This window comes from bacterium (assembly GCA_021371935.1).
Lineage (GTDB): Bacteria > Armatimonadota > UBA5829 > UBA5829 > UBA5829 > UBA5829.
Genome location: JAJFVF010000004.1, coordinates 58,149 through 82,412 on the forward strand (window position 1 = coordinate 58,149; position 24,264 = coordinate 82,412).

Here is a 24,264-nt window from a genome sequence, read left to right on the forward strand (position 1 = left end):
TTTTGAAGGAGTTTTTAGTGACAATCAACAGATCATCTGTCTCATTCAGAATCTGCGCATCTCTGTGGCTGGACGAGTGTTTCTTCGGCGATCTGCTCGATCTGTTTGACGGATATGACGGCATCACTGATGACATAGTGCTCTTCACATCCGACACGCACGCCCCACTCTCGCTTGAAAGTTTGCGGGAGCGCGCGCCTATTATCGCCGACAGGCTGGCGAGAATACGCGAGCGCGGTTACGAAGCAGGCGTCAATATCCTTACGACTATCGGCCATCATGAGGAAAACCTGTCCGGCTCTCTTGTGGGCGACTTCACCAGGATGACCAATATCCAGGGGGATGTGTCGCGGGCAGTGCTCTGCCCCAATGATGACCGCTCGCGCGATTACATCAGACACCTGTACGAGACCATTGCATTGTGCAAGCCGGAATATATCTGGATAGACGATGATGTCCGTTTCGGCCACATGCCCATCGGCAACGGCTGCTTCTGCGACAGATGCCTTGCCGTATTCGAGTCCGAGTCCGGCATCCGATTTACCAGGCAGTCTCTGGCGGACGCATTCAACAGCGGCAATATGGACATCCGAAAACTCTGGATTGAGCATAATCGCGCCACAATAAACCGCCTGTTCGAGCTTATTGAAAAAACAGTGCACAAGATCGCGCCGCACATGCCTCTGGGATTTATGACCGGGGACCGGTTCTTTGAGGGCTATGACTTCGACAGGTGGGCAAAGACTCTCGCCGGACCTGATAATGTTCCTGTCTTTTGGAGGCCGGGCGGAGGATTTTATGCCGACAACTGTATGAATGAACTGGCGGGTAAGTCTCATGATATAGGCCGCCAAGTATCGCAATTACCGCCTTGGGTTGAATGCATTCAGTCCGAGATCGAAAACTTCCCATATCAGGCTCTGAAGAAGAGCGCGCATGCCACCGCTCTGGAGGCTGCGTCGCATATAGCGGCTGGCTGCACAGGCACGGCTTTCAACGTGCTGAGCGTTAACGCAAAACCCGGAACCAATTCCCGCCTGCATCAGTATGAACCGATACTCGAACGCATTGCAGAAAGCAGGCCGTTTTACGACCTGTTGGCAGGGACTCTGGGCAGGTCAGCGCCGGAAGGCATATACACCGGCTGGAACAAAAACAGCATCGTCACGGGCGAAGGTGACTGGCTCAACTGCGATCACCCCGGCACCTCCGGCTCACACGCCTCCGAATTGCTCGAACTCGGGCTGCCCGCCGCCTACTGCCTCGACCACGCTCAGATCACGGCTCTGACAAGGGAGAGCGCACTTGCCATGGACGAGCAGACGATCAAGAAGATGCTCTCCTCCGGGGTCTATATGGATACAAAGGCTCTGGAGTGCCTGAACAAGCTGGGATACGGGCATCTCACTGGTTTCGATGTGGACGGATATGTCGATCACGATGGGATTGAGGAGCTAATCGACCATCCGGTAAACGGCGATCTTGCCGGGAGCAGGCGGGATTGCAGGCAGTCGTTCCTGTTCTGGCTTCAACCAGCCGCAAACCTTGTCCCACGCGATGATGCATGCGCCGCACTTTCCCACTTGATCGATTACTCAGGCAATGAACTCTCGGACTGCTGTATGGGTATATATGAGAACTCCCTGGGCGGACGGGTATGCGTAGCCGGGTATTATCCATGGACGTTCGTTCAGGAATATTCAAAGTCGGCACAGATCAAGTCGCTAATGCGCTGGCTTAGCAAAGACAGGCTAGCCGCGTATGTCGGTTCATATCACAAAATCAACCTCTGGGCGCGAAAAGCTCAAGATGGCAGGCAGGCCGTGGCTTTCACCAATTCCAGCCACGACATCGCCGATGACCTGACTATCATGCTGCGCACGGATAAGGACATGGTAAGCGTGTTCGATATGGCTTGTGAGGAGACGATTGTTACAGCAAAAAATACATTTTCAGGCTACAAGGAATTCATGTTACCGACCGTAGAACCCTGGCACATGAGACTGCTCGTAGAGAGCGCATATTAGAGGGGAACAATTGAATAAACAGTTAGCAAAAATGACTCTGGTCAAGCAGCCAGATATGCAGCTAAATATGATGGAAGTAACGCCGTTGGTACACAACGGACGGCTGCTGCTTCTGGAGTGTGTCCGGCCTGCCGAAGGCCCGAGTGAAGAGCATTATCTGCAAATCAAAGATGTCGAGACAGGCGATATCCTGACCAAGTTCGCTCAGGGTTATGGCCTGGGATGCGCGATAATCCATGACAACAAGTTCTATGTCTTCGCCTCGCGCCATGAGAATAACGACTGGAATGACGTCACGGTCTTTTATTCAGGTGATCTCAAGCATTGGGAGAACAAGCTCATAATAGAGCAGGAACCCACTGAGCACCTGTTCAACACATCCGTCTGCTGGGCGGACGGACGGTTTGTAATGGCCTATGAGTCCAACGACCCACAGTATGTGGCATTCACCATCCTCTTCGCCGAGTCGAAGGACCTGCTCAACTGGACGAAAATACCCAATGCATCTTCATATAAAGACCACTACACGGCCTGCCCGTGCCTGCGATATATGGAGGGGTATTTTTATATGCTCTACCTGGAGCATATGACTCCGGAATGGCGGTTCGACACCTATATGGTGCGCTCGAAGGACCTTATCAACTGGGGACCGGCTCCGCGCAACCCGATCCTCACTGCCGAAGGTGATGAGGGCATAAACGCATCCGATCCTGACCTGGTCGAGTTCGAGGACAAAGTGTATCTCTACTACGCCACAGGCGACCAGAAGACCTGGGCAAACTCCAAGCGCGCGATATTCGACGGAACTCTCACCGATTTCTTCCACTGGTGCTACACCAAGCCGGATTTGCATTATGCCGCGCCGGAGGTCGTCTGGAAGGGGACAGTTATCGAAGGACCGTTTCCAACAGACTGGCCGCCGCTCACCGCCGATCAGGAGCACTTCAAGGATATGAAGCTCGGTATATTCATACATTGGGGGCTCTATTCTATCCTGGGGCACGGCGAGTGGGCGGTATTCAGAGAAAATATCCCGTTCGAGGAGTATGACCGCCAGACAGATGTGTTCAAAGCTGAAAAGTTCGATGCGGCGCAGTGGGTGAAGTTTGCACGCCAATCGGGAGCTAACTACATAACTTTCGGCACGAAACACCACGATGGCTACTGCCTCTTCGACAGCCACCTGACTGATCACACGACAGCCAAGACCGGCCCGCATCGTGACATTGTCGATGAACTGAGCAAAGCGTGCGCAGCGGATGATATGGAGCTGATGTTCTATTATTCTATGATAGACTGGCATTTCCCAGACTTCGACCCTCATCTGCCCGAGTATACACGCTACATAGAGGGCCAGGTCGATGAACTCTGCTCGCATTATGGCAAAGTGGGCGGGTTCTGGTTCGACATGGGCTCCCTGCTCGGGCGCTACCGCGGTCAGAAAGCCCTTGAAACCATTCGCAGCAAGCAGCCTCATGCGGTTGTCATGTCATGTGACTTCATAGCAGTAGAACGTGATATGACCAACATCTGCAATTATGACTCCGTGGGGCGTCTGGTGATGTCGCCGATGCCCGAGCCGAGCCGCGACTTCTGGCCGCTCGAAGTCTGCGACACTATGAACGATAACTGGGGATACACTCCATCCGACACGAACTATCGATCATCGGATGAGCTGATCCGGCAGCTTGTAACAGTCGTGGGCAAGGGGGCTAATCTGCTGCTCAACGTAGGCCCCACCCCATCCGGTGAGTTTCCACCTGAGCAGATCCAAAGGTTCAAGGATATCGGAAAGTTCATGGAGCGAAACGGCAGGGCTATCTACTCCACCCGTCCCGCAGATCTGCCGCAGCAGGCATGGGGTTATGCCGTGAGCAAAAACAGCAGCATCTATGCACACATTCTCGACAGCTCACTAAACACAATTACTGTACAGGGGCTCAAGAATGGAGTGAAATCTGTGCAGAACATAGACGGCAGGCCGATAGAATGGAAATATGTGGAAGATGGGCTGCGCATCACTATACCGCAGGAGTGCGTCGAGCCGCTGGATACTGTGCTGGAAATTATTAGCGTCTGATGGCTTAACCTTGTTCATCTCGGGATTTCAAATCCCAAGGGTTCCGCTATATTGCCGGATTCGGAGATCCGGCACTGGCTTTTGGGTAAGGATTCGGAGGTCCTTACCCATCAACGTATCTGCCTGATTGGCTTGTCATCGGCAGTTTTACGTGGTAAAGTCATGTAGCAGTGTGGAGGTTCACCATTGGATAAAGCAATTCTGGATGATATAAAACAGATAGCAAGCGGGCTGGGTGCGCAGCCGAATGTCGAGCGCCTGATGCCCGAGGAGATAAAAATGCGCGCGGAGAAGTTCTGCAGGCGCACAGTTTTCGGAAGCTGCAACTATGTATCATCCGTCAAAACACTCAGCACAGCTCTCACAGTGTACCTGGGCAGCGAGAAAGTCGAGACCGGAGTCTACACCCAAAAGAAGCGCGATATCAATAAAGGCGCGCTGCAGACTATAAAGTCAGTCCATGAATATCTGAAAAAGGCTCCTATGGTGCATACCTCAGGCACATTGGGCAAGGACAGCGACTTCACTCCGCAGTGTGCGTTTTACGTCTCCAAATATCGCAGGGACGGTATTCGCGTGGCGCATATGGTGATGGAAAACCTCTTCCCTCCGATTGAAGACCGCGAAGCCGATCTGACAGTCGTTTTTATCCCAGAGTGGCAAGAAAAAGACCGCCAGGTGCTGGTCTTCCCTGAGATTGGGGTCACATATGTGCTGGGCACCGACTATTTCGGCGAGGCCAAGAACGCATTCCTGAGAATGGCTATGTGGCGCGCAAAAGAACGTGACATGCTCGGATTGCATGCGGGAACCAAGATATTGAGAGCGCAGAGTATAGAAGGCAATATCCGCAGGCTCGGAATGATGATGTTCGGAATCGCCGCAACAGGTAAGACCACTCATTCATGCCACAATCATGATCTCACTGCGCCCGGCGAAGGCATCGAAATTTTGCAGGATGATGTCGTGTTCTGGAAGCGCGACGGATCAGCTCTCGGCAGCGAAAAGGCTTTCTATATCAAGACCGAGAACCTCAGTCCCGACACTCAACCCCTGCTCTATGATGCGGCCGTGCAAGAAGATGCGATCCTTGAAAACGTCATGGTCGACTATTTGGGCAATGTCTATTTCGACGACCGGACCCTAACGGCCAACGGCCATGGCCTGGTGCAGCGCGGCGCACTTATGCCCTACTGCAGCGACTCGATCAACATGCCCCCCATAGATGAACTCGATGGCCTGGTCATGGTTTTCATGACTCGCAGCAACTCCGTTATCCCTGTTGCAAGCAAGCTGACATGCGAACAGGCAGCGGTTGCGTTTATGCTCAGTGAGTCAATTGACGCATCCGGCAGCGATCAGCAGGGACAAGGCGCACCTACTCGCGGCATCAGCGCCAGCCCGCTCGTGATCGGCGAAGCATCGGAGGACTGCAACAGGTTCTATGAAATGCTCAAGGCCAATAGCGACCAGATCGAGTGCTATATGCTCAACACAGGCGGCGTAGGAGAGATAGTCGAGCATGGTCTGGATGGGACCAGGCGTGTGCTGCAGAGAGTGACGCGAGTGCAGATACCGGAGATGGCCTTGATAATCCGCGGCATCGCCAGGGGCACGATCAAATGGCGCGAAGATGCAAACTGGATGGTCCAGACACCCGAATATGTTGACGGACTGGATATTTCCAAATTCGATCTTGCTGAGCACTATTCTCAGGACCGTATTGACGCTTCGATAGCCGCAATCAGGCTCGACAGGGCGGAATATGCGGCGCAGCTTCCCGGCCTGGATCCCGCTATCAAGGGTGCCACAGAATTCTAGCCCGCATTATTCACGTTTCTCGTGAATAATGCTCTCAGAGACCCGGATTATGCGGTAAGCACATAATCCGGGCTAGACGGGCACCTCGCTGGTGACATCGGCAAGGTTGATATACTCCCTGTCCGGGAGCTGTTCCAGCCTGCTCATGATATCCTTTGATACCATGTGATCCTCCGCGAGAGTTATTATCTCGTCTTTGCTTGCAGGGTAATCGACATCCTTTAGAAAGTCCATCAGGTTTGCTGTGCTTTTGACCATTCTGCTTCTCATAGTACGCACCTCATAAGCCGGAGATGGTTCACGCACAGAGTTGTACCAACCTGGGTGCAAAAATATGCGAGGCAGACTCAATATTAGCTGAGTGGAAACTTACATGTCATTCCCGACCTGATCGGGAATCCAGAGAGGCTGCACTTTCATACAACAATTGTAACTGGATTCCCGCTTTCGCGGGAATGACACATCTCGATCAGGATTGCACGCGCCAAGGCAGCCCAGTTGCCTATTCTTTTTACTGTGCTATAATAATCACGGTATAATGAGTGAGATTTCGCAGTTAAATAATGACGACGGATGTTTTGCCTGCGGCAAGTCCAACCCCATCGGTCTTCATCTGGAGTTCGAGCAGGAGGATGGAGAATACGTCACCTACTTCACACCGGCCAAGGAACATCAAGGCTGGCTCGGAATCACACATGGCGGTATTGTCTGCACTGTACTGGACGAAGTGATGGCGCGCGCCGTATGTGAGCTTGGTTATGACGCTGTGACGGCTGAGATGACAGTCCGTATGAAACGGCCTGCACCCACAGGTGCACGACTGCGCTTTGCGGGACAGATAGTCTCTGAAAACCACCGGATAATAGACTGCTCAGCATGCGCGACTGATGAGGATGGTCAAGTTATAGCTGAAGCGACAGGCAGGATGATGAGAGTAAAGTCAGGAAATAGATAACAAACAGTTAGGCTGTGCGTATTTCGTTGACTCTACCATCTGATTGACAAAACCAACGGGAGCACGATTATGAATGCTGAAGAGCATGGTCAGGGCGAAAATCTTGTAGTCGTATTCAGAGCACCGGATGAAATGACGGCCAATATCGTTAAGGGAATACTCGAAGGCGAAAATATACCCGTGGTGCTGGAATCGCAAATGGTGCCTATGTATGACGGCGTATTCAAGACGAGCGTAGGATATTGGGGGGATGTGGTTGTACCCGAGCAATATGCCGAGCGAAGCCGTGAAATTATAGATGCACAGCTCTCTTCAAACGAAAAGGGTTGAAATATTGGCGTGAGGTAATTGCAAAAGTCCTCAACACTGTCATTTCGAGCGCAGCGAGAAATCTGCTTTTTGCAACGTTCGGTTCAAAGCAGATTCCTCACATTCGTTCGGAATGACAAAATTTGAAACGTTTATCGGTTTTGCAATCAGCATTCTGACTTGCTAACTTTTTGACTTTCTAGCTTTCTAGCTTTTTGACTCTAATGGAGGTATCGATGACAGACCACTCGGACGGTAGCGTCTGCAGACTTGCGGACCTGACTCCCGACAGCTTAAAAAACACCATAGTCCGCAAAGAGAAGCTCTCGCCGGTGCTGACGCTTCTCGAAATTAGCGCACCCCTTATTGCGCGGTCGGCAAAAGCAGGACAGTTCGTAATGATATGGTCCGGCGAAAGGAGCGAAAGGATACCGCTCACTATCTCGGACATGGACCCAGATAAGGGCACGATCACGATCATATTCCAGGAAGTCGGGCGGGGAACCATGGAACTGGGCAGCTTTAATGTCGGCGAGGACATACCCAGCATATCCGGTCCGCTCGGTCACCCCACCCCAATCGAAAACTACGGCACTGCTGTGGTGATTGGCGGAGGTGTCGGAACAGCCATCGCCAGGCCGGTCGCGGCTGCACTGAAAAAAGCAGGCAATCATCTGATTACGATCATAGGCGCGAGAGAAAAATCGCTCATCATACTCGAAAAAGAGATGGCTGCCATCGCCGACGAGCAGTTCATCACCACGGACGACGGTTCATATGGACGCAAGGGTCTGGTAACCAATGCCCTTAAGGACATACTCGATAAGCAGATGGTCAATCTGGTAGTGGCGATAGGTCCACTGCCGATGATGAGGTTCGTCGCCAAAACCACGGAGCCATACGGCGTGAAAACAATAGTCTCGCTGGACCCGATCATGATCGACGGCACGGGAATGTGCGGAGGCTGTCGGGTGACTGTGGGCGGCAAGACTATGTTCACATGCGTTGATGGGCCTGACTTCGATGCTCATCAGGTGGACTGGGACGAACTTAAGGCACGCAAGGCATTCTACTTTGATAGCGAACAGAAAGACAAGCAGGCATATATATCGGCTGGAGGTGGCAAATAATGGCCAAGGGTGGACCCAGAAATCCGATGCCGCATCAGGACGCGGCCAAACGCATAACCAATTTCGATGAAGTGGCCCTGGGCTATGACGAACAGACCGCTCTCGATGAAGCCGAGCGCTGTCTCAGCTGCAAGACCAAGCCATGTGTGTCCGGCTGTCCTGTCAATATTGATATCCCGGCCTTTATAGGGCTTATCAAGGCAAAGGACTACATAGCGGCGGCAAATGAGATCAAAAAGACCAACTCGCTGCCTGCCATATGCGGGCGTGTGTGCCCTCAGGAGAACCAGTGCGAAAAGTTCTGCGTGCTCGGCAAGAAGGGCGAGCCGGTGGCCGTGGGTCGCCTGGAACGCTTTTCAGCAGACTATCAGGCTGCGCACTCAAACGGCTCCTCGGCTCGGCAGGAGCCTCGCCCTCCCGCCACACTTGCTGAGCATAAAGTCGCCGTGATCGGATGCGGACCAGCAGGGCTTACCGTCGCGGGTGACCTCGCCAAAATAGGCTACAAGGTCACCATCTTCGAAGCCCTGCACAAGACAGGCGGCGTATTACGCTACGGCATCCCGGAGTTCAGGCTCCCGCGCACAATACTTGACCGCGAGGTCGAGTATGTGAAGTCGCTGGGGGTCACGATCCTGACCAATATCATCGTCGGACGGACATTCAAACTCGAAGACCTGCTCAAAGAAGGATTCGACGCAGTATTTGTCGGCACCGGAGCGGGAGCTCCCAAGCTGATGGGTATCCCGGGCGAAAACCTCTCGGGTGTCTATTCGGGCAACGAGTGGCTGACCCGGATCAACCTGATGCGCGCCAACCGTGAAGATTATGCAACCCCGATCAAGCTCCCTAAAAAAGCCTGTATCATCGGTGCGGGAAACACGGCTATGGACTGCACTCGAACGGCTCTGAGAGTCGGCGCGGACCAGGTGACCATCGTCTACCGCAGAGGTCGTGAAGAGATGCCCGCAAGAGCGGAAGAGATAGAAAACGCCGAGGAAGAGGGCGTGATCTTTAAGCTCCTCACCAACCCCAAACGCTTCATCGGCGACGAAAACGGTGCGGTGTGCGCAATGGAATGTCTGCGGATGGAACTCGGTGAGCCGGATGACTCGGGCAGGCGCAGACCTGTGCCTGTCGAAGGTAGCGAATTTGAGATCGAGTGCGACACGGTCATAGTCGCTCTCGGACAAAACCCGAACCCGCTCATCAGAACGACCACCGACGGCCTTTCTTGTGAAAGATGGGGTGGGATCATCATTGATGCTGAGACCGGCATGACCAGTATCCCCGGAGTGTTCGCAGGCGGCGACGCCGTGACAGGAGAAGCGACAGTCATATCGGCTATGGGCGCAGGCAAGGTCGCCGCTGCGGGAATCGACCAATATATACGCAAGAAATATAGCCTCTAGTATTTGCGATTGATTGTTAGTCTGGCCGGGGCAGAATGTTCCGGCCTTTTCGCTTTTTTTTGGCATTTGTGCAAAACGAACTGAGCCTGAAACCCGAATTTTTGAGCGTAGGGAGTTCGTTTTGGTTGATTTTTTACATCGAAAATTCCTTCCCCTCACTAGAAAGCAAAATTGCTAAGCATGAAAGAATTGGCCATCAGAAAACATCCTCCCATAATTATAAGTCAACAACTCGCCCAAAATGTGATGAAATTGGCGGTATACTTTAGTTAAATGTTGTTCATTGATTGTGAATGGTCGCTGGGAATTGCTTCGGCGGCTTCGACAGCGGGGTTGGTGATAATTGAATGATAATGCGATATTTGCTGCTGCACGAAGTAACAAGATCAACTCTTTGCTATAGGCTGGTTTGTTTCGGGAATAAAGCCATACCGGGTCTCATTCTATGAGCATCTCAACAAAAGTCAACATCGACATTTTGCAATTACCTATCCATAATCGAGTATAATATCTGAAAATGAACTTGTAATACTGGAGGATGGGTATTTGCGGCGTACTAAGGATGTTTCGATTATTATAGCGCTGTTTATTGCAGTGTTATGCTTGGGATGTGGGAAAGCAGAACGTCATGCTGAAAACAAAATTGCAAAAGCTCTCCAAGAACGACTTGGGCCGGCTGAGTCATACGAAGTAAATATCACCGGCTCTCCTATGAAACTGCTCAAAGGAAAAATGGAAAGGCTGGACATAGTCGGCAAAAACGTCAACCTCGAAAAAGGTGTCAAGCTTGCATCACTCAATGTGACTGTCCACGATCTCGTTTTCAACACCAAAACGCAGGAGATAATGTATGCCAGCAAAACCAGCTTTTCTGCAGCAATAGCCCAGGATGAATTGACAAAATACCTCCATAAGAATTATCCAGACGTGCCGGAACTCAAAATTGCACTGCGCACTGGCTACATAGACGTCTCGGCAAAGCCGACTGTCGCGGGGGTGGGTGTAGCTGTCAAGACCGAAGCTGATATTCATGTAAAAGACCACCATCTGTTGATACTCGACCTTAAAAAAATATCGGCTGCAGGTGTGCCCGTTCCAGAATTTGCGCGTAATTACATCGAAACAAAAGTCAATCCGGTATTCGACTCAAAAGACCTTGGGTTCAACGCCACTGTGAACTCGATCAGGATGGCACAAGGGTCGATATGTGTGGCAGGTAATTTGGACCTGGTACAGGCAGTCCAACTAAATAAATAGATCGGCATATAGTTAACTCACACGCTACTTCTGTTGGAGTCAAAGTATGAACAAACATCTTCGCAGCATTCTTATACTGTTAGCTTGCCTGATTATCTGTCGGGCTGGGTATGCATGGACGACAATCGGAGACGGCATAGAGTATCAGGAATATAAACTGCCCGATCCAAATAACCTGTTTGTGACACGGATGCTCAGAAGCAACACCAACGCAATCATAGATTGCATCTTCGCAAAAGGTCTATTGGCATCGAACCAGAGCATACCCGACCAATACAAAGACTATAACGGCGCTCTCTTTTTCGACGGCAAAGACTGGGGACCCCGCTATGAGATTGTCGCAGCCATAAATGGAGACTTTTACCTGCCGGGTGGTGTGTCCAGAGGGATTCGTATAAACAACGGCTGGTATTCGTCTCAGGTAAATACCGACAAAAACATATTTGCTGCGTTTGGCTGGACTGCTGATCGACAGACGATCTTGTCCGGCTCCCCCAACGCAACGCAAACTATGAATGTCAAATTCATGGACACAACAGCGTCGATGACCGTCAATGGAATCAATAGAGCACCGGCAGACAATGAGCTATGTATCATCAACCCATATATGGGACTTACAACCGGAACAGACAACACCGTAACGGAAGCGCTGGTGCAGCTTACAACACCAAATATGATCTCCCCGCCGCCAAATGGCATCATAGGATTTGTCAAAGATATCCGCACAAACCAGGGTACAATGATAATACCATTTGATTGCATAGTCCTGTGCGCAAAAGGCTCGGCTGCCGACGATCTCATTAAAAATGCATCTGATGGTGAACAAATCAGCATTACAACAAAAATCGATTCTTATGAAACCGATGGAACCACCTCTATAGGGCACACATGGCAGAATACATTAGCCGGAATATCAGGCAGCCAGGTGATCCTTGAAAAAGGAAACATCAAAACCTATCCCAAGGTACCTATAATGGTGAAAAATGATCCGCGCACGGCAGTTGCATTCAACGACACTTATGTATTCTTCGTTGTCTGCGACGGCAGAGCGCCGGGCATAAGCAAAGGTATGACAGGTGTCGAGCTTGCAACGTTCTGCAAAGACACTCTTGGAGCCGAAAATGCCATCAATCTGGACGGCGGTGGGTCTGCAACTATGCTCGTAAACGGAGTGGTGAAAAACAGACCCTCAGATGGATCGCCACGTGCTGTGGCCAACGGTCTTATCATGGCAAATGTAATGCCCAAACGCATGTCATACAGGTTTCATGCCGGTCAGTTCGTCAGTGTAACAGACTCCACTGACGTCAGACGTGGTCCCGGCCAAATCAACCCTGTATTCTCTACTGTGCCTGTCGGCAGTGTGGGCATAATAGCCGATCATCGTCTTGGAGGAATCATGACAAAAGGCGATTACTGGTGGGATGTGAGATTCGACGAAACCGAAGGCTGGATATGTGAATCCGACCTGACAATTCCTCATGATTGACAAATCGGTGTTGGTCGGGCAAGAGTAAGAGTCACGAACCACTCTACGTTTTGGACTAACCTTGTTTCTTGCGTGGTAACGGTGGAGGAAATGTTACATTCACAATCGTTTCAACTCCAAAATCCTGCTTGTTTGAGCATAAACATTTCAGGACGTGAAGCAAATTCAGTCTTCATCCACGCATTATTGTTTAATATCTGAAAGCGTCTCGAGTACTGCGTCCCACGCCAGTTCGGATGCGAGTATTCCTAGGCTGACATCATCCAACTTCTTATTCTCGATCTCCTCAGTTGTGGCTGCATAGAGGATGTCGCCATCGTGGATTGTATGGAATGGCTGAATAGCTCTAGCCATCGATGTATGCACCTGCCGCGCAAATTGATAAAGGTTCGATACTTTCTGATTCGTGACTACAAGCGTTAGAGTGGTATTGTTGGACCTCGACTCTGCTTTTGTTTGATCGGAAATTTGTTTCTCGACACATTCCAAAGAGCTGAGTCGTTTCCCGGTTTTCTTATCCAGATTACCGCGAACAACCCTTCCTGTTCGGTCAACGATTGCTCCCCAGGCATTAACAACGGTAAAGACAGCGATTTTCGTGGGACCGATCTGTCTGAATGCTCCACCTTCTCCTGTAGCCTCTGCACCGAATCCTCCACCGCACCCAGGGGAACAACCGACACCTTGCCAACCCATGGGAAACGCTCCAGGACGGACTGCGCGCATAGCTGCTCGACCAAGCTCTTTATCGGGGTAGATCATATTGTTTCGCCATAGATCCCAGATGATGGCGCCGGATGTCTTATAGACCCGGTTGGCATAGCCACCTTTTGCTAGCAATTCGGCATTCACTCCGGCTATCGCTTCAAGGCCGAAGATCGAGCCTCCTGCAAAGCAGATAGCATCCAGGTAATCACTCCTCCCATTTTCCATGTTATCCATTAAAAGCGATGCATGGTTTCCACCGCGAACATCTGCGACGGTTCTCGCTTGATCTGGAAAGTAAAAGACCGTACAGCCTGTAGGACCTTCTTCATACCAAGCAGTACCAATGTAGAGTGCAGGCCAATCGAATTCGAGCTTCGGCTCTCGCGGCGTCGTATTTGGTATAAGCTTCAAGGTGTCGTTCGTTTTTACAGCTTTCGGTATATCTTTATTCTCTACATCCGCTCTGACAGCATTGCCTATTCCGACCACGACTGCTGTAACCATAATTAGAAACAGAGAACTTCTATATATGAAGTCGCTTCGTTTTGTCAATTCCTGAGATTCCTCTTATTATTGTAGATACTCTTGCTGAATATGATGATTCCTACCAACTACTCGTAACGTATTATAGTAACTGAAAATGTTCAGTGTCAACCTGGAATACAATCGCCGAGCTGTTTGGTGGCAGCATGAGCCAAAGTTCTGAGAGGCATTGACAGTGAACTGATTGCAGAGTTCACAACTAATTCTTGGTGGAGGTGATTGGACAAGAGTCAGAGTCACGAACAGCTCTATGTTTTTGCAAAATGAAAGTAAGGGTGTTTCAGGCCGGGGTGTGACCCGGCCTTGTCGTTATTCCACAGGTTTTATTTCGTGACTGAGCCAGAATACCCGTCCTTCTATCAGGAATTCAACACACACAGCCACAGACTTGTATGAGAGTACCTTCATTATGTCTTCGTTGAAGGATTTCAACAACCTTACACTTAGGGCAATCTCCTGCTCACAGTGTTGTTGAACTGATATCGGACAGCTATTATTACTGTTTCCAACCGGCTCGAAACCGGAGTTTAGCAGCAGGCGACATGTACCTGATATAAGATTATTGCCTTTGTTCGTTAGCCTAATGCAAACCATATTTTCACTACTCTTGTGGATTTCACCTGGTCCTAAAATCTCAGTTGTGTAGGAAGTATTCTGATCGTTGATTTCAAACCCTGCTACGCCTGGACCATACCCATGGCTGTCGCCCTGACAAGAACCTCCAGAAAGCAAGATGCTCAGGTGATCGATGTTTATCGGGTCTTGCCAGCAGAGTTTCCATCTGCTGTTTTCTCTGCCAATCAACGATACTTATATCCGGTTCAGGCCAGGTATAGCTCCCGGGTAATGTGTTATCTCCAAGCAGACTATGTATTACCTGTTCCCCGTGTGCAGATAATGAGTCGAAGTGAACTATTTCAATGTTGTTTTTCATTGTATTCCCCTTGTTGTCAGCAAATCATTATAGATTTCACCAAACATTTTGCTAAATCCAAACACAAAACCATAAATAAGGATAGTAGAAGGGGAATCTTCTGGGGAGGATACTGATGTTTTGGGCGCACTTTGGTCGATATTCACCTATTTTTAGCGATTTTCACGCCCAAAATCTGGTCGGGCAAGAGCTAAAATTACGAACCGCTCTATGAATTGTTGGTTAACTCGCTTCACATTGATGTCGTTACGCCAACGATCAACTTCGGTCTCAAGATTGCCTGTGGAAAACTATCACATTGATCTTGACATGTAAGTTCGATGTGTGCAACACCAGAAACCATAGATGGTTTTCGCAACTTTCATTTTGGTCAGTTTGAGCAAGAGTCAGTTCCACGAACTGTTTGTGAACACATAATCGTCATCAATGTTGTGGCGACCATTCCGCATCAATCTCCAAGAATTGACTCCCCGCTTTCCTTTTCCTCGAAACTCTCTCATCCTCTTTCCGAGCCCAGCGCGGTGTCCACTTTGGGTTTCTTCGAACTTCTCGCTGTCTTTCTTATCGTGTTCGAGATTTCCAACTCGCTTCTTTACTCAGGCATATGTCTTGCAATTACACAATATTGAACAAGATGTTCGACTTTACTGTAATGCAATCGATGTAACTGAATCGTTTGACACGGGCCTGATCATTGCAACTACTACGTCTGTACCGTCTTGAGTTCTGATTGTGCTACAACTGCTGATACCAACAATCTCGACGTAGGTGCCGCTGGCAGGCATTTCGGTGGAGAACGGCCAGTCAATGTAGACTCCCGTCATTTCTCCACCATCTATTTGCAAAGGCATAGAATCACTTAAGAAAAATGAGCATTCATTGGGTAATGTTACCCAACCAGTAACCTTGACTAGGAGTCCTGAGTTGCTGGCACCGCCGTAGACGAATGGTTGTGTAACCCACTGATCGGTCGGAGAGTCCCAGAGCAGCCGCGAAACGCAGACAGTGTTTTGCAGGGCAGTGGATATGCCACCGAGCGAGCGCACATTCATATACCAGGGCTTAAGAGGAGTGCATTCTGAACCGTTTATTACGTTGTATGCCGAAAGTAATCTCTCCCCGTCCATTGTTGTCATAATGCCCTCGACGGTCACGCCCAAAGCAGTTGACTGGCATGATCCTAACACTCCGATTCCCTGACAACGATCTTGATTCTCCAGATAGAACCTATCGGGTAAACACGCGGTCGAAACAGCAGATGTGATTGATGCGAAAGACCCGTCCGGCAATGATTTTGCCTGGTGAATGGACGAAAAACCCCTGCAGTACTCGTAGCAACCAATGTCAGCTATCGAAACAGTATCAGCGTTCCCATCCAGCGGTCTCGGATTATCGTCGAGGTCACGCGGCGGAGCATTTGTGCTGTTTCCGCTATCGATGCATGGTGAATTAGGCATGAGGCGGTAATCTCGAAGTGTGCTGTCAGTAAACAATGGATCAACGCTTATGTCAGTAGAGTCGGGAGTGGTCACAATATAGTCTGTGGTGTTGCCATATACATTGTTGTGGGACATTTGAATCGTGACATCTGATTTTATATGCATTCCCCTATTATTGCCAACAACGATATTGTTGATGGCATTCAGACTTGCTGAACTGCTGTAAACCCCAGCTACTCCGTTGTTTACAGTGGTGTTATTGGCCAGCACAATGTTAGTCAATAATCCAGACGTGCCTAAACAGCCAAGTCCGTGCCCAAAGTTATTACAGACGAGATTATTCTGAACAGTTACTAAGCCCCCGGTAAATATTCCTGTGCTGCCGGAATCCGAAATTATATTGCTGGATATCATTCCAGACGGGGTTCCATTCACGTTTCCATATATGCCAAAGTGAGAGGCTTCGGTGATTATGTTATTAGTTATTTGAGCCTCGTCCCAAAATTCGATACCACTGTATCCACCAATTAACGTGAAGCCATCCACTGAAATTGGAGCAAAGCTCACAATAACGCTACTCGTAGAAAGACCTTCCTGGGATATGACTGTGGTGTATATCTTTGGATCTCTTTCGTCAGATGTTCCAGAATAACCACCCTTAAGCACTACCTTTTTAGTGGTGCCTTGGATTCTTATATATTCAGGATAGGTTCCTTCGCGACCCAAATCTCCTGGCCATCCAATGCTGAGTCTACAGCCTCAGAAATGGTCAGAAATGCAGTGTCCCACGAAAGACCATCGTGAATTGGGCCCGTAGCGGCATAGTTTACATATACAATCTTGTTGATGCGTACTCCCAGCACTACAGAGCAAGTTGTGGTTCCATATCCGTTGGTAACGTTGGTAAACGTAACTGTGTCTGAATGTGTACCTCCTGAAAGAGTATTAGCGTTCAGGTTAATTGACACAGTCACCAAAGCACTTGCTTTCGGTCCCAGTGTTCCAGATGCTGGCGCAATTGAAACCCAGTTTTCCAGATTGGACGCAGACCACGATAAGGTTCCGTACCCGACGTTGGCAAGAGTATAGGTCTGAGATTGTGGATCGAACGGACCACCTACGTCGCCTACTGTATTGAAGTCATCTGTACTATCCACAGACAAAGCCGGATATTTTATCGATAGGGCTAATTTTCGTCGCACCGAGCCACTACACGCTGTGTTTTTGAATGATACCCACGCAGTGTAGTCATCTGCCGTCAGGTTGTTGGCATTGCTGTTGATCCAAACGGTCAATGTTGTGGTTTCACCAGGTGCTAGGCTGCCGGTAACTGAAGAAACGCTCGCCCAAGATTCTGAAGGAGTCGCAGTCCATGTGAAACTTGATGTGCTGCCAACATTTTTCAGTGTGTATTGCACGGATGAAGGGTCGAATGGTCCTCCAGGCGCGCCGGTATGGCGTGACGTTTCAATATGATCAACAAGCAGGTTGCCCGCAGGAGCGTTCGCTCTGCCGGAAAAATAGCTTGTACGCTGAGGATTGTAGTATGGCATAGGCCATTCTAAAGTTCCGGTTTTCCATACAGAGGTCTGATCCCACACATAAGCATAACCGTTGTTATCGTATATGCCGCCTAGAAGCTCGGTAGCTCCGTTGGCATCTAGGTCTGCCATTGATGAGAAGCAAATGTATGAGTAATTATTATTGATGCTGGACTGAACCTTTGGATCTGCCCCATCTAGATAGAGTCCAGTGTGGTGCCATGCTGATACGTTACTTGGACAAGACGCGGATATTTCAAGGTCGCCATCACCATCAAGATCTGCAATGGCTCCAACACATGCTGGAACACCACCGATTGGGCGAAGCCCTCCGCCACACCAAGACCCGTCGTGATCGAGAACATAGATATTATCCGCTTCATAGCCCGCTCCAAAGATGATCTCAAGATCGCCATCGCCATCAAGATCGCCGAGTGCTAGGCCGCCTCCATCACACTCGTAATACAGATTTCGCCACGTGTCGCTGTAATATCTGCCGTTCGATTTAAGGAGAATTATGCGGTCTGTGCCCTGAGCACAGATATCATTGACCTCATAGCCAGTAATTACTATTTCCAGTTCGCCGTCGTCATCAACATCAGCAACTGCGATATTGGTTGGTCGAGTATCGCTAACAACTTCCGTGTGAATCATAACCGGCCAGCCTGGCTTTATATTTGCCCTGTTGTCTATGGAATAGAGATATGAGTTACTACCAGTTATTATTTCTAGACTTCCATCTTTGTCCAAGTCAGCAATTGCCAAACCTCTATCTTCTAGCAATGAGGGAGTTTCTTTGCCCTGGCCTAATGGAGAATCAAATAAGAATGGAAATCCGGGTAAATACTGGCCGTTTTGAGTGAAGACATCCAAACTTGCATAGTTGCCTTGGGTGCCGGTTATATAGTGTCTTACAAGCGTTACGATTTCAAGTCCAGGAATGCTTGGGTCTATATCAGCAACTGCTGCTTGACAAATAAAAAGACAGTTTGAAATTGTTATTGGCCAGCCAGGAAGCTCGTTACCATTAAGATCGACAACATCAATGATCTTGTCGTCTCCATACATCGCACCGGTTCCACTATAATCAGCGCATAGGACGATTTCCATCAGGCCATCACCATTCACATCGCCAAAAGTGAGGTTTGAATACTTGGTGCACGTTCCTTGCGCAAAATCCTTAGGCCAATTGCTATTATAGAGATTTCCGTGGTCATCATAAATTGCAATCTTAGAATCATCATATAGAATAACTACTTCTTTACGACCGTCACCATCCATATCAACAGGAGTTATATCTTTCGGTACGATTCCCTTTGGCCAACCGAATCTTGCTGGTGAACACACATTTAGGCTTACCAGCCGAGTTACAGAGTAGCCGCTGTCTGCGGTTATGGATAACAAGAGACTCAGAGTGTGCCCGACAGGCGCTGATGTTGAGACGCTAAAAGTAAAACTGGATGCGGACTCTCCACCCACCGGGATGTCACCGTAGTATCCGGTTTCCTGCATCACGGTTACATATGGATCCGTACTTGAAAGTGTGGCCGTTACTCCAGTAGCGTCCAGAACCGAATCGTGCAATGTAATATCGAGTGTGATAGTCTCTCCAGGATCGATCAATCCGTTTGGATTGCCGCCACTGTCCAAAACATCCAGATTTACGACTTGTATATACGGCTTGGGTGAATTACCCAGCGCATTCGAAGCGCTGACTCTTCCACTTCCCAATAGACCGGCATATGCAGGATCAAGGTCGTCTATATTGTCAGTTGTTCACAACACCTGTTCTTCTACCTGATCACACGTCCAGTCTGGATGTAGTGACCAGACAAGCGCAAGAACTCCTGAAACGTGGGGGCATGCCATGCTTGTTCCGCTGGCTATCATATAGTCTGTGCCGATTGTATGAGAGCCGTCGCCGTACATATCGGTGTCGCTAGCTCTCAAAGACAGAATGTCGACTCCTGGCGCTGATATGTCAACGCCACTGCCATAGTTTGATGATGGAGCCTTCTTTCCCTCATAGTCTGTCGATGCTACCGTAATAACTTTTTCGTAGTTTGCGGGCGATTGGGTGGCAACATCAGTGTTGTCGTTCCCGGCCGAAGCGACAACAACGCACCCTAGTGAGCACGCGTAATCAATTGCCGCTTCTAAGGTAGGGTCTGAAGTGACTCCGTCTGCGCCCCACGAATTGCTCAGCACCTGCGCACCATTTAAAGCGGCGTAGTAAATAGCCTCTGCACCTAACGCACTTGATCCGTGACCTGATGAATTCAGGAACTTGACAGGCATGATCTTGGCATGCGGTGCAACACCGATAACACCAATGGTATTGTTTCCAATAGCCGCAATTGTGCCAGAGCAATGAGTTCCATGTCCGAAATCATCGAGAGGATCGCTGTCAGAATTCGCAAAGTCCCAGCCGTGAATGTCGTCAATGTAGCCGTTTCCATCGTCGTCGATTCCATTGCCCGGAATCTCACCAGGATTTGTCCACACGTTGTTAGCAAGGTCTATGTGATTATAGTCTACTCCCGTATCGATTACTGCAACTACTACACCCTCGCCTTTAGCGAGGTCCCAGGCATCCGGGCAACCTATTTCTTTGAGACCCCACAGATCGGGATATACCTGTCCCCAAGAATATACTGGAGGTGATGCCAAGTCCGTGTTGTAGTAATAATCGTCAGGATCGAATTGAGCTTGGTAAATATAGTTGGGCTGGGCGTATTCTACGTTTGGATCGGCCTGATACTCACTTACAATCTGTTCAACATTGGCAGTCTCATCAAACGTCAGCTTGTAAGTTCTTTGGAATCTGCTTTCTATATCAACAATATTCGTCGAGGCTGCTGAAGTTACTCTTTTGCGTAATAAATGCGGAGAACTGTCCACAGGATGATTGAGCAGCATCTCCATTTTTCGCAAGCTATGCTTGGCATTAAGTTTGGCAAGTCGGCTAGTTTGAGTATTTGTCAGTGTCCCGTCGCGAACTGATGAGTCGTACTCCGACCTCATCCTAACAATAATCTGCCCTGGAACAAAGGCAGGTTCCTGAAACCCATCCTTGGATGTCACCGAGTCGTTGGAAATAATATAGTTGTCCGCCCTACTCACGTAAGAACTGATCTCAGCCGAAACCGGACAAGTGCAGTTGGATATGGCGTTATGCCTTATAACAGGACAGTGCGTTCCTGTGCTGTCTGGCACATTGGTCGGCTGGAGTGACACTAGATCCATGCCAACTTTGCAGTCAACAATAGTGTTGCTCACGATGACGGAAACAGCATTGCTGCCCCTGATGCCACAGGCACCGTTCTTGATAACAAATCCATCAATCGTGGATCCCGAGGATGCATAGACAACGCTGGAATTTGAATCAAGTCCGTCTATTACGGTGGGATTGGCATTGTGATCACGCTGTGCAAGTGCAGTTTCCATTCCAGAAAATCCGCCATAGAGAGCGACATTGGGTTTTATCAAGAGCGATTCATAATAGACTCCTTCAGAAACCCAAACTTGGTCTCCGCTGTTAGCGGAATCTAGGCCTGTCTGAATGTACTCGAACGCAGTAGCCCACGACTTTCCATCTTGCACTCGGCCACAAGATCTACAGTCTACATAGATCACATTGGACGCCACAACGGACACTACATTCATTACAAGCAGAGCTAAGATTAAGGCGATGCAGAAAAAATGCTTGTTCATCATATTCCTCTACGAGGTTACGCTGCCTCACAGGCACATTTTCGAAACATATATGGAGCCGCACGGGCAGCCTCACAAGAATCGTCGTAATGTCAGCTAAGCTCAAGGGCGGCTATTTCTATGCCTAAGTGCCATAATGGAGTATATTTGGGCATGCTGCAATTGTCAATGAACGTTTCTCTATTTTGTCGCTTACAGTGATCTCCATTCACAAACCTTATATTCAACTGATCACTTTATGATAGCATGTCAGTATGCTAGAGTTGTTGAATTATGCGTTTGGATTTCTCCGAGACTGTTTCAAGTCGCGCCACAAACTTGTGCTTGAAAATCTGGCTCTGCGCACCCAGCTTGCGCTGTATCAAGAAAAGCAAGTAAAAGGCATTGTTCGCAAGCCACGATGCACCCCGGAATTCCGTATGATCTGGATTCTGTTGTCGAAATTCTTCGTCGAATGGAAAGATGCGCTATGCGTCGTGAAACCTGATACTATAAGTGCGCTGGCACAAGATGAGATTCAAGAAGTTCTGGCGTCGTAAATCACTACGTAAAAATGGACGTCCCGTTGTCTCGACTGAAATGCGACGACTAATCAGGAAGATCAATGCAGATAATCCACTTTGGAGTCCGGGTCGGATACACGATCAGTTGATTGATCTCGGATTCCGTCCTCCGTCACCGAACACAATTCGGAAGTATCTGCCCAAACCGACAAGAGACATGAGCGCGTCCGCACAAACTTGGAAGACGTTCATCAAGAACCATATGGACGCAACCTGCGCCGCCGACTTCTTCGTGGTCCCGACACTCACGTTCCGACTCCTTTACGTCTTCATTGCCGTGAACCACGAACGACGCCAGATTGTCCACTTTGGGGTTACCCAACACCCAACGATGCTCTGGGTAATCCAGCAGTTGCGCGAAGCGACTGGATTTGGAGATCAACCCGAGTATTTCGTTCGTGATAATGATCGGTGTTATGGCAAAAGCGTTCTCGTTTTTCTCCAGCGTTGCGGCATAGAAGATGTCCGAACCGCATACCACTGCCCCTGGCAAAATCCATTTGCCGAGAGAATCATTGGAATCCTACGTCGGGAGCTACTTGATCACATAATCCCTCTAAACGAAGGGCATCTGTACAAGTTGCTCAGGGAATATGTGTATAGCGACTACCACCCAGTCCGAACCCACAGCAGTCTTGATCACAGCCCGCCACTTGCATTTCCATCGGTTAAGAAACTTCGGCTGTCGCCCGATGCTGTGCTGGAATCCAAGCCAATTCTTGGCGGGCTCTATCACAACTATCGAGCAAAGGCCGCCTGAATTATTTGTCCCAAGATCGCTTCATTTGACCGCTGGTCTGAACCCGGCGATCCCTTGGCCACGTCTGAAAAGCAAAATCCACGGCTTTCTCGCACTCTGATCATCCCCAGCAGGGTCCTAATCGGCTCGGTCGGCTTGCACAACCCCCACGATTACGGCTCCACAGCCAATGTAAACCGCGCGGACCGAGTTTTTGCTAGGTACAATCATCCAGTGCGAACTCGCAGCAGCTTGGATCACATGCCGCCGATTGTTGACCTCACGGTCGAGAAACCGCAGCTTTCGCCCGATATCCCGCTGGAATCAGAACCGATCCTTGGTGGATTATATCACAACTACCAGGCAAAAGCTGCCTGATTTTTGACGTCCCGGTATTTGATTCCAATCACCGGTCTGACTTGGCAATTGCTTAGCCACGTACACTTTTGTGTAATCACAGTAATACGCCGCACATTTTGCCTCCATAGATCAGTTGCCAGCGACCGAAACGTTGCTTTAGTTACGCAGCCGCTGACAAAATTCCTGCCGAAAATCTGGATTTCAGGCAGTGCAACAGCTCGGACGGACTTTTTGCAGGGTACAGCCAAACCTCGACCACAGGAATTAATTCGGACAGCACCACCCAAATCCCTGCTTTATGCGCATAAATACGCGAAAACCCTGCCGGAACCCCGACAGGGTAAAATCGCATAGAGAAAAGTTTTACTTTAATAATTGGTCGGGCAAGAGTTAAAATCACGAACCGCTCTATGAATCATTGATGTCGCGCTATGGACAATCAACGGACGTTTATCAGCTTCCCCGTGAGATATGCTTCCTACAACTATAGAAAAGAAAGCTCAAACGCATAAATGCGGAGAAAATTGATCTGAGATGCGGGCTCTATTTTCTATCAGAATAGAGCCCTTTCAAAAAGAATCGAACATGCTGTGTGTTGTCAAAGCTGGTGCTACTATCCCTATCTAACACATCCAGAGAATATAGGAAAATAGGACCCATAAACATATAGATAAGCATTTCATCAGTATAGTCTGCATGGTCAATCACTTGTGAACAGTGGCTGATTAGTGATTGAGACTTTGCCTTGAACTGATCTCTTATTTTGTCGAACTGCTCTTTGAATTTGCTGTGTTCTTCCAGTTCGGGGAGGACACGCATAAGATGGATGAATAGAGAGGATGATATCTGCTTCAAAAGATTATTTGATAATAATAGCAGATCAGCTTCTACATCATCACTTGGCTCAGGAATAACTGAAAGCAGTTGTTCGCCAAGTTTAGTAATACCTGCGGCAAACAGCTTATCCTTAGAACCATAGTGGCGAAATAGTGTCATCTCAGTTACTCCAGCATCGCTGGCAATGTCGCGAGTAACCGCTCCACGATACCCTTTCTTTGCTAAGAGATTTAATCCGGATACAAGCAAGCGATCTTTTGTTTCATCAAAACTACCTTTACCACCTTGTTCATTAGTATTCATGAGATCCTCCTTGTAGCCCATCTAACCCATCAATACTATATTCTACACTAATCACCACTCTTTCGGTAAATTGGTCCGGTTGCCAAGCGAAAAAAACTGCAAA

Annotated in this window: 19 protein-coding genes; 11 read left to right on the forward strand and 8 right to left on the reverse strand. The window is 49.1% G+C overall.

All coding sequences use genetic code 11. The features are described 5' to 3' along the window. The first annotated feature begins 17 nt into the window (after positions 1-17). The 3 genes from LLG46_03255 to LLG46_03265 all read left to right on the forward strand — a co-directional run bounded on the left by LLG46_03255 (position 18) and on the right by LLG46_03265 (position 5,928). The gene (locus LLG46_03255; protein MCE5322316.1) at positions 18-2,027 is read left to right on the forward strand and encodes a hypothetical protein; all 2,010 of its coding nucleotides are present in this window, start codon (positions 18-20) and stop codon (positions 2,025-2,027) included. Positions 2,028-2,037: 10 nt separating this feature from the next. Beyond that, positions 2,038-4,107 (forward strand): alpha-L-fucosidase, encoded by a 2,070-nt coding sequence (locus LLG46_03260; protein ID MCE5322317.1) that lies wholly within the window; start codon positions 2,038-2,040, stop codon positions 4,105-4,107. Positions 4,108-4,293: 186 nt separating this feature from the next. Beyond that, positions 4,294-5,928 carry a phosphoenolpyruvate carboxykinase (ATP) gene (locus LLG46_03265; GenBank protein MCE5322318.1) on the forward strand — a complete coding sequence of 545 codons (1,635 nt, stop codon included), beginning with the start codon at positions 4,294-4,296 and terminating at the stop codon, positions 5,926-5,928. A 72-nt stretch (positions 5,929-6,000) separates the two neighbouring features. Here LLG46_03265 and LLG46_03270 read toward each other — a convergent pair whose 3' ends face one another. Further along, on the reverse strand, positions 6,001-6,198 hold the full coding sequence (locus LLG46_03270; GenBank protein ID MCE5322319.1) for a DUF2795 domain-containing protein: 198 nt from the start codon (positions 6,196-6,198) through the stop codon (positions 6,001-6,003). 268 nt (positions 6,199-6,466) lie between these two features. Between LLG46_03270 and LLG46_03275 the strand changes: the two genes are divergently transcribed. The 6 genes from LLG46_03275 (at position 6,467) to LLG46_03300 (ending at position 12,480) form a co-directional block, all read left to right on the forward strand. Continuing rightward, positions 6,467-6,883, forward strand: a complete 417-nt coding sequence (locus LLG46_03275) for a PaaI family thioesterase (protein MCE5322320.1) — start codon at positions 6,467-6,469, stop codon at positions 6,881-6,883. Between the two features lie 69 nt (positions 6,884-6,952). Next, positions 6,953-7,213: a DUF2007 domain-containing protein gene (locus tag LLG46_03280; protein MCE5322321.1), complete on the forward strand. Its 261-nt coding sequence runs from the start codon at positions 6,953-6,955 to the stop codon at positions 7,211-7,213. A 215-nt stretch (positions 7,214-7,428) separates the two neighbouring features. Continuing rightward, positions 7,429-8,322: a sulfide/dihydroorotate dehydrogenase-like FAD/NAD-binding protein gene (locus LLG46_03285; protein MCE5322322.1), complete on the forward strand. Its 894-nt coding sequence runs from the start codon at positions 7,429-7,431 to the stop codon at positions 8,320-8,322. Continuing rightward, positions 8,322-9,734, forward strand: a complete 1,413-nt coding sequence (gltA, locus tag LLG46_03290; protein MCE5322323.1) for an NADPH-dependent glutamate synthase — start codon at positions 8,322-8,324, stop codon at positions 9,732-9,734. The genes LLG46_03285 and gltA overlap by 1 nt, the downstream gene beginning before the upstream one ends. 546 nt (positions 9,735-10,280) lie before the next feature. After that, the gene (locus LLG46_03295) at positions 10,281-10,991 is read left to right on the forward strand and encodes a DUF2993 domain-containing protein (GenBank protein ID MCE5322324.1); all 711 of its coding nucleotides are present in this window, start codon (positions 10,281-10,283) and stop codon (positions 10,989-10,991) included. Between the two features lie 46 nt (positions 10,992-11,037). Beyond that, a complete protein-coding gene (locus LLG46_03300) occupies positions 11,038-12,480 on the forward strand; it encodes a phosphodiester glycosidase family protein (protein ID MCE5322325.1) in 1,443 nt (480 codons plus the stop codon). 183 nt (positions 12,481-12,663) lie between these two features. On the opposite strand, the gene LLG46_03305 is transcribed toward LLG46_03300, so the two are convergent. The 5 genes from LLG46_03305 to LLG46_03325 all read right to left on the reverse strand — a co-directional run bounded on the left by LLG46_03305 (position 12,664) and on the right by LLG46_03325 (position 21,362). After that, positions 12,664-13,740 carry a 6-aminohexanoate hydrolase gene (locus tag LLG46_03305; GenBank protein MCE5322326.1) on the reverse strand — a complete coding sequence of 359 codons (1,077 nt, stop codon included), beginning with the start codon at positions 13,738-13,740 and terminating at the stop codon, positions 12,664-12,666. Positions 13,741-14,040: 300 nt separating this feature from the next. Further along, on the reverse strand, positions 14,041-14,535 hold the full coding sequence (locus LLG46_03310) for a hypothetical protein (protein ID MCE5322327.1): 495 nt from the start codon (positions 14,533-14,535) through the stop codon (positions 14,041-14,043). A gap of 774 nt (positions 14,536-15,309) precedes the next feature. Further along, positions 15,310-16,830, reverse strand: coding sequence for a right-handed parallel beta-helix repeat-containing protein (locus LLG46_03315; GenBank protein MCE5322328.1), 1,521 nt, complete (start codon positions 16,828-16,830; stop codon positions 15,310-15,312). After that, the gene (locus LLG46_03320) at positions 16,797-19,376 is read right to left on the reverse strand and encodes an FG-GAP-like repeat-containing protein (protein MCE5322329.1); all 2,580 of its coding nucleotides are present in this window, start codon (positions 19,374-19,376) and stop codon (positions 16,797-16,799) included. The genes LLG46_03315 and LLG46_03320 overlap by 34 nt, the downstream gene beginning before the upstream one ends. A 45-nt stretch (positions 19,377-19,421) precedes the next feature. Next, on the reverse strand, positions 19,422-21,362 hold the full coding sequence (locus LLG46_03325; GenBank protein ID MCE5322330.1) for a S8 family serine peptidase: 1,941 nt from the start codon (positions 21,360-21,362) through the stop codon (positions 19,422-19,424). A gap of 251 nt (positions 21,363-21,613) precedes the next feature. Here LLG46_03325 and LLG46_03330 point away from each other — a divergent pair, with 251 nt between their 5' ends. Then, positions 21,614-21,898, forward strand: coding sequence for a hypothetical protein (locus LLG46_03330; GenBank protein MCE5322331.1), 285 nt, complete (start codon positions 21,614-21,616; stop codon positions 21,896-21,898). A 136-nt stretch (positions 21,899-22,034) separates the two neighbouring features. Here the strand turns inward: LLG46_03330 and LLG46_03335 are convergent, their stop codons facing one another. Next, positions 22,035-22,415 (reverse strand): hypothetical protein, encoded by a 381-nt coding sequence (locus tag LLG46_03335; protein ID MCE5322332.1) that lies wholly within the window; start codon positions 22,413-22,415, stop codon positions 22,035-22,037. Between LLG46_03335 and LLG46_03340 the strand changes: the two genes are divergently transcribed. Then, the gene (locus LLG46_03340; GenBank protein MCE5322333.1) at positions 22,377-22,682 is read left to right on the forward strand and encodes an integrase core domain-containing protein; all 306 of its coding nucleotides are present in this window, start codon (positions 22,377-22,379) and stop codon (positions 22,680-22,682) included. The genes LLG46_03335 and LLG46_03340 overlap by 39 nt on opposite strands. Positions 22,683-23,564: 882 nt before the next feature. Here LLG46_03340 and LLG46_03345 read toward each other — a convergent pair. Then, a complete protein-coding gene (locus tag LLG46_03345; protein ID MCE5322334.1) occupies positions 23,565-24,161 on the reverse strand; it encodes a TetR/AcrR family transcriptional regulator in 597 nt (198 codons plus the stop codon). Positions 24,162-24,264: the final 103 nt, after the last annotated feature.

What these genes read in the sequence shown, in the direction of transcription:
- LLG46_03270 (MCE5322319.1), bottom strand. Translation starts at nt 6,198, where the DNA reads ATGAGAAGCAGAATGGTCAAAAGCACAGCAAACCTGATGGACTTTCTA.
- LLG46_03275 (MCE5322320.1), top strand. Translation starts at nt 6,467, where the DNA reads ATGAGTGAGATTTCGCAGTTAAATAATGACGACGGATGTTTTGCCTGC.
- LLG46_03280 (MCE5322321.1), top strand. Translation starts at nt 6,953, where the DNA reads ATGAATGCTGAAGAGCATGGTCAGGGCGAAAATCTTGTAGTCGTATTC.
- LLG46_03285 (MCE5322322.1), top strand. Translation starts at nt 7,429, where the DNA reads ATGACAGACCACTCGGACGGTAGCGTCTGCAGACTTGCGGACCTGACT.
- gltA (MCE5322323.1), top strand. Translation starts at nt 8,322, where the DNA reads ATGGCCAAGGGTGGACCCAGAAATCCGATGCCGCATCAGGACGCGGCC.
- LLG46_03300 (MCE5322325.1), top strand. Translation starts at nt 11,038, where the DNA reads ATGAACAAACATCTTCGCAGCATTCTTATACTGTTAGCTTGCCTGATT.
- LLG46_03325 (MCE5322330.1), bottom strand. Translation starts at nt 21,362, where the DNA reads ATGATGAACAAGCATTTTTTCTGCATCGCCTTAATCTTAGCTCTGCTT.
- LLG46_03330 (MCE5322331.1), top strand. Translation starts at nt 21,614, where the DNA reads ATGCTAGAGTTGTTGAATTATGCGTTTGGATTTCTCCGAGACTGTTTC.
- LLG46_03345 (MCE5322334.1), bottom strand. Translation starts at nt 24,161, where the DNA reads ATGAATACTAATGAACAAGGTGGTAAAGGTAGTTTTGATGAAACAAAA.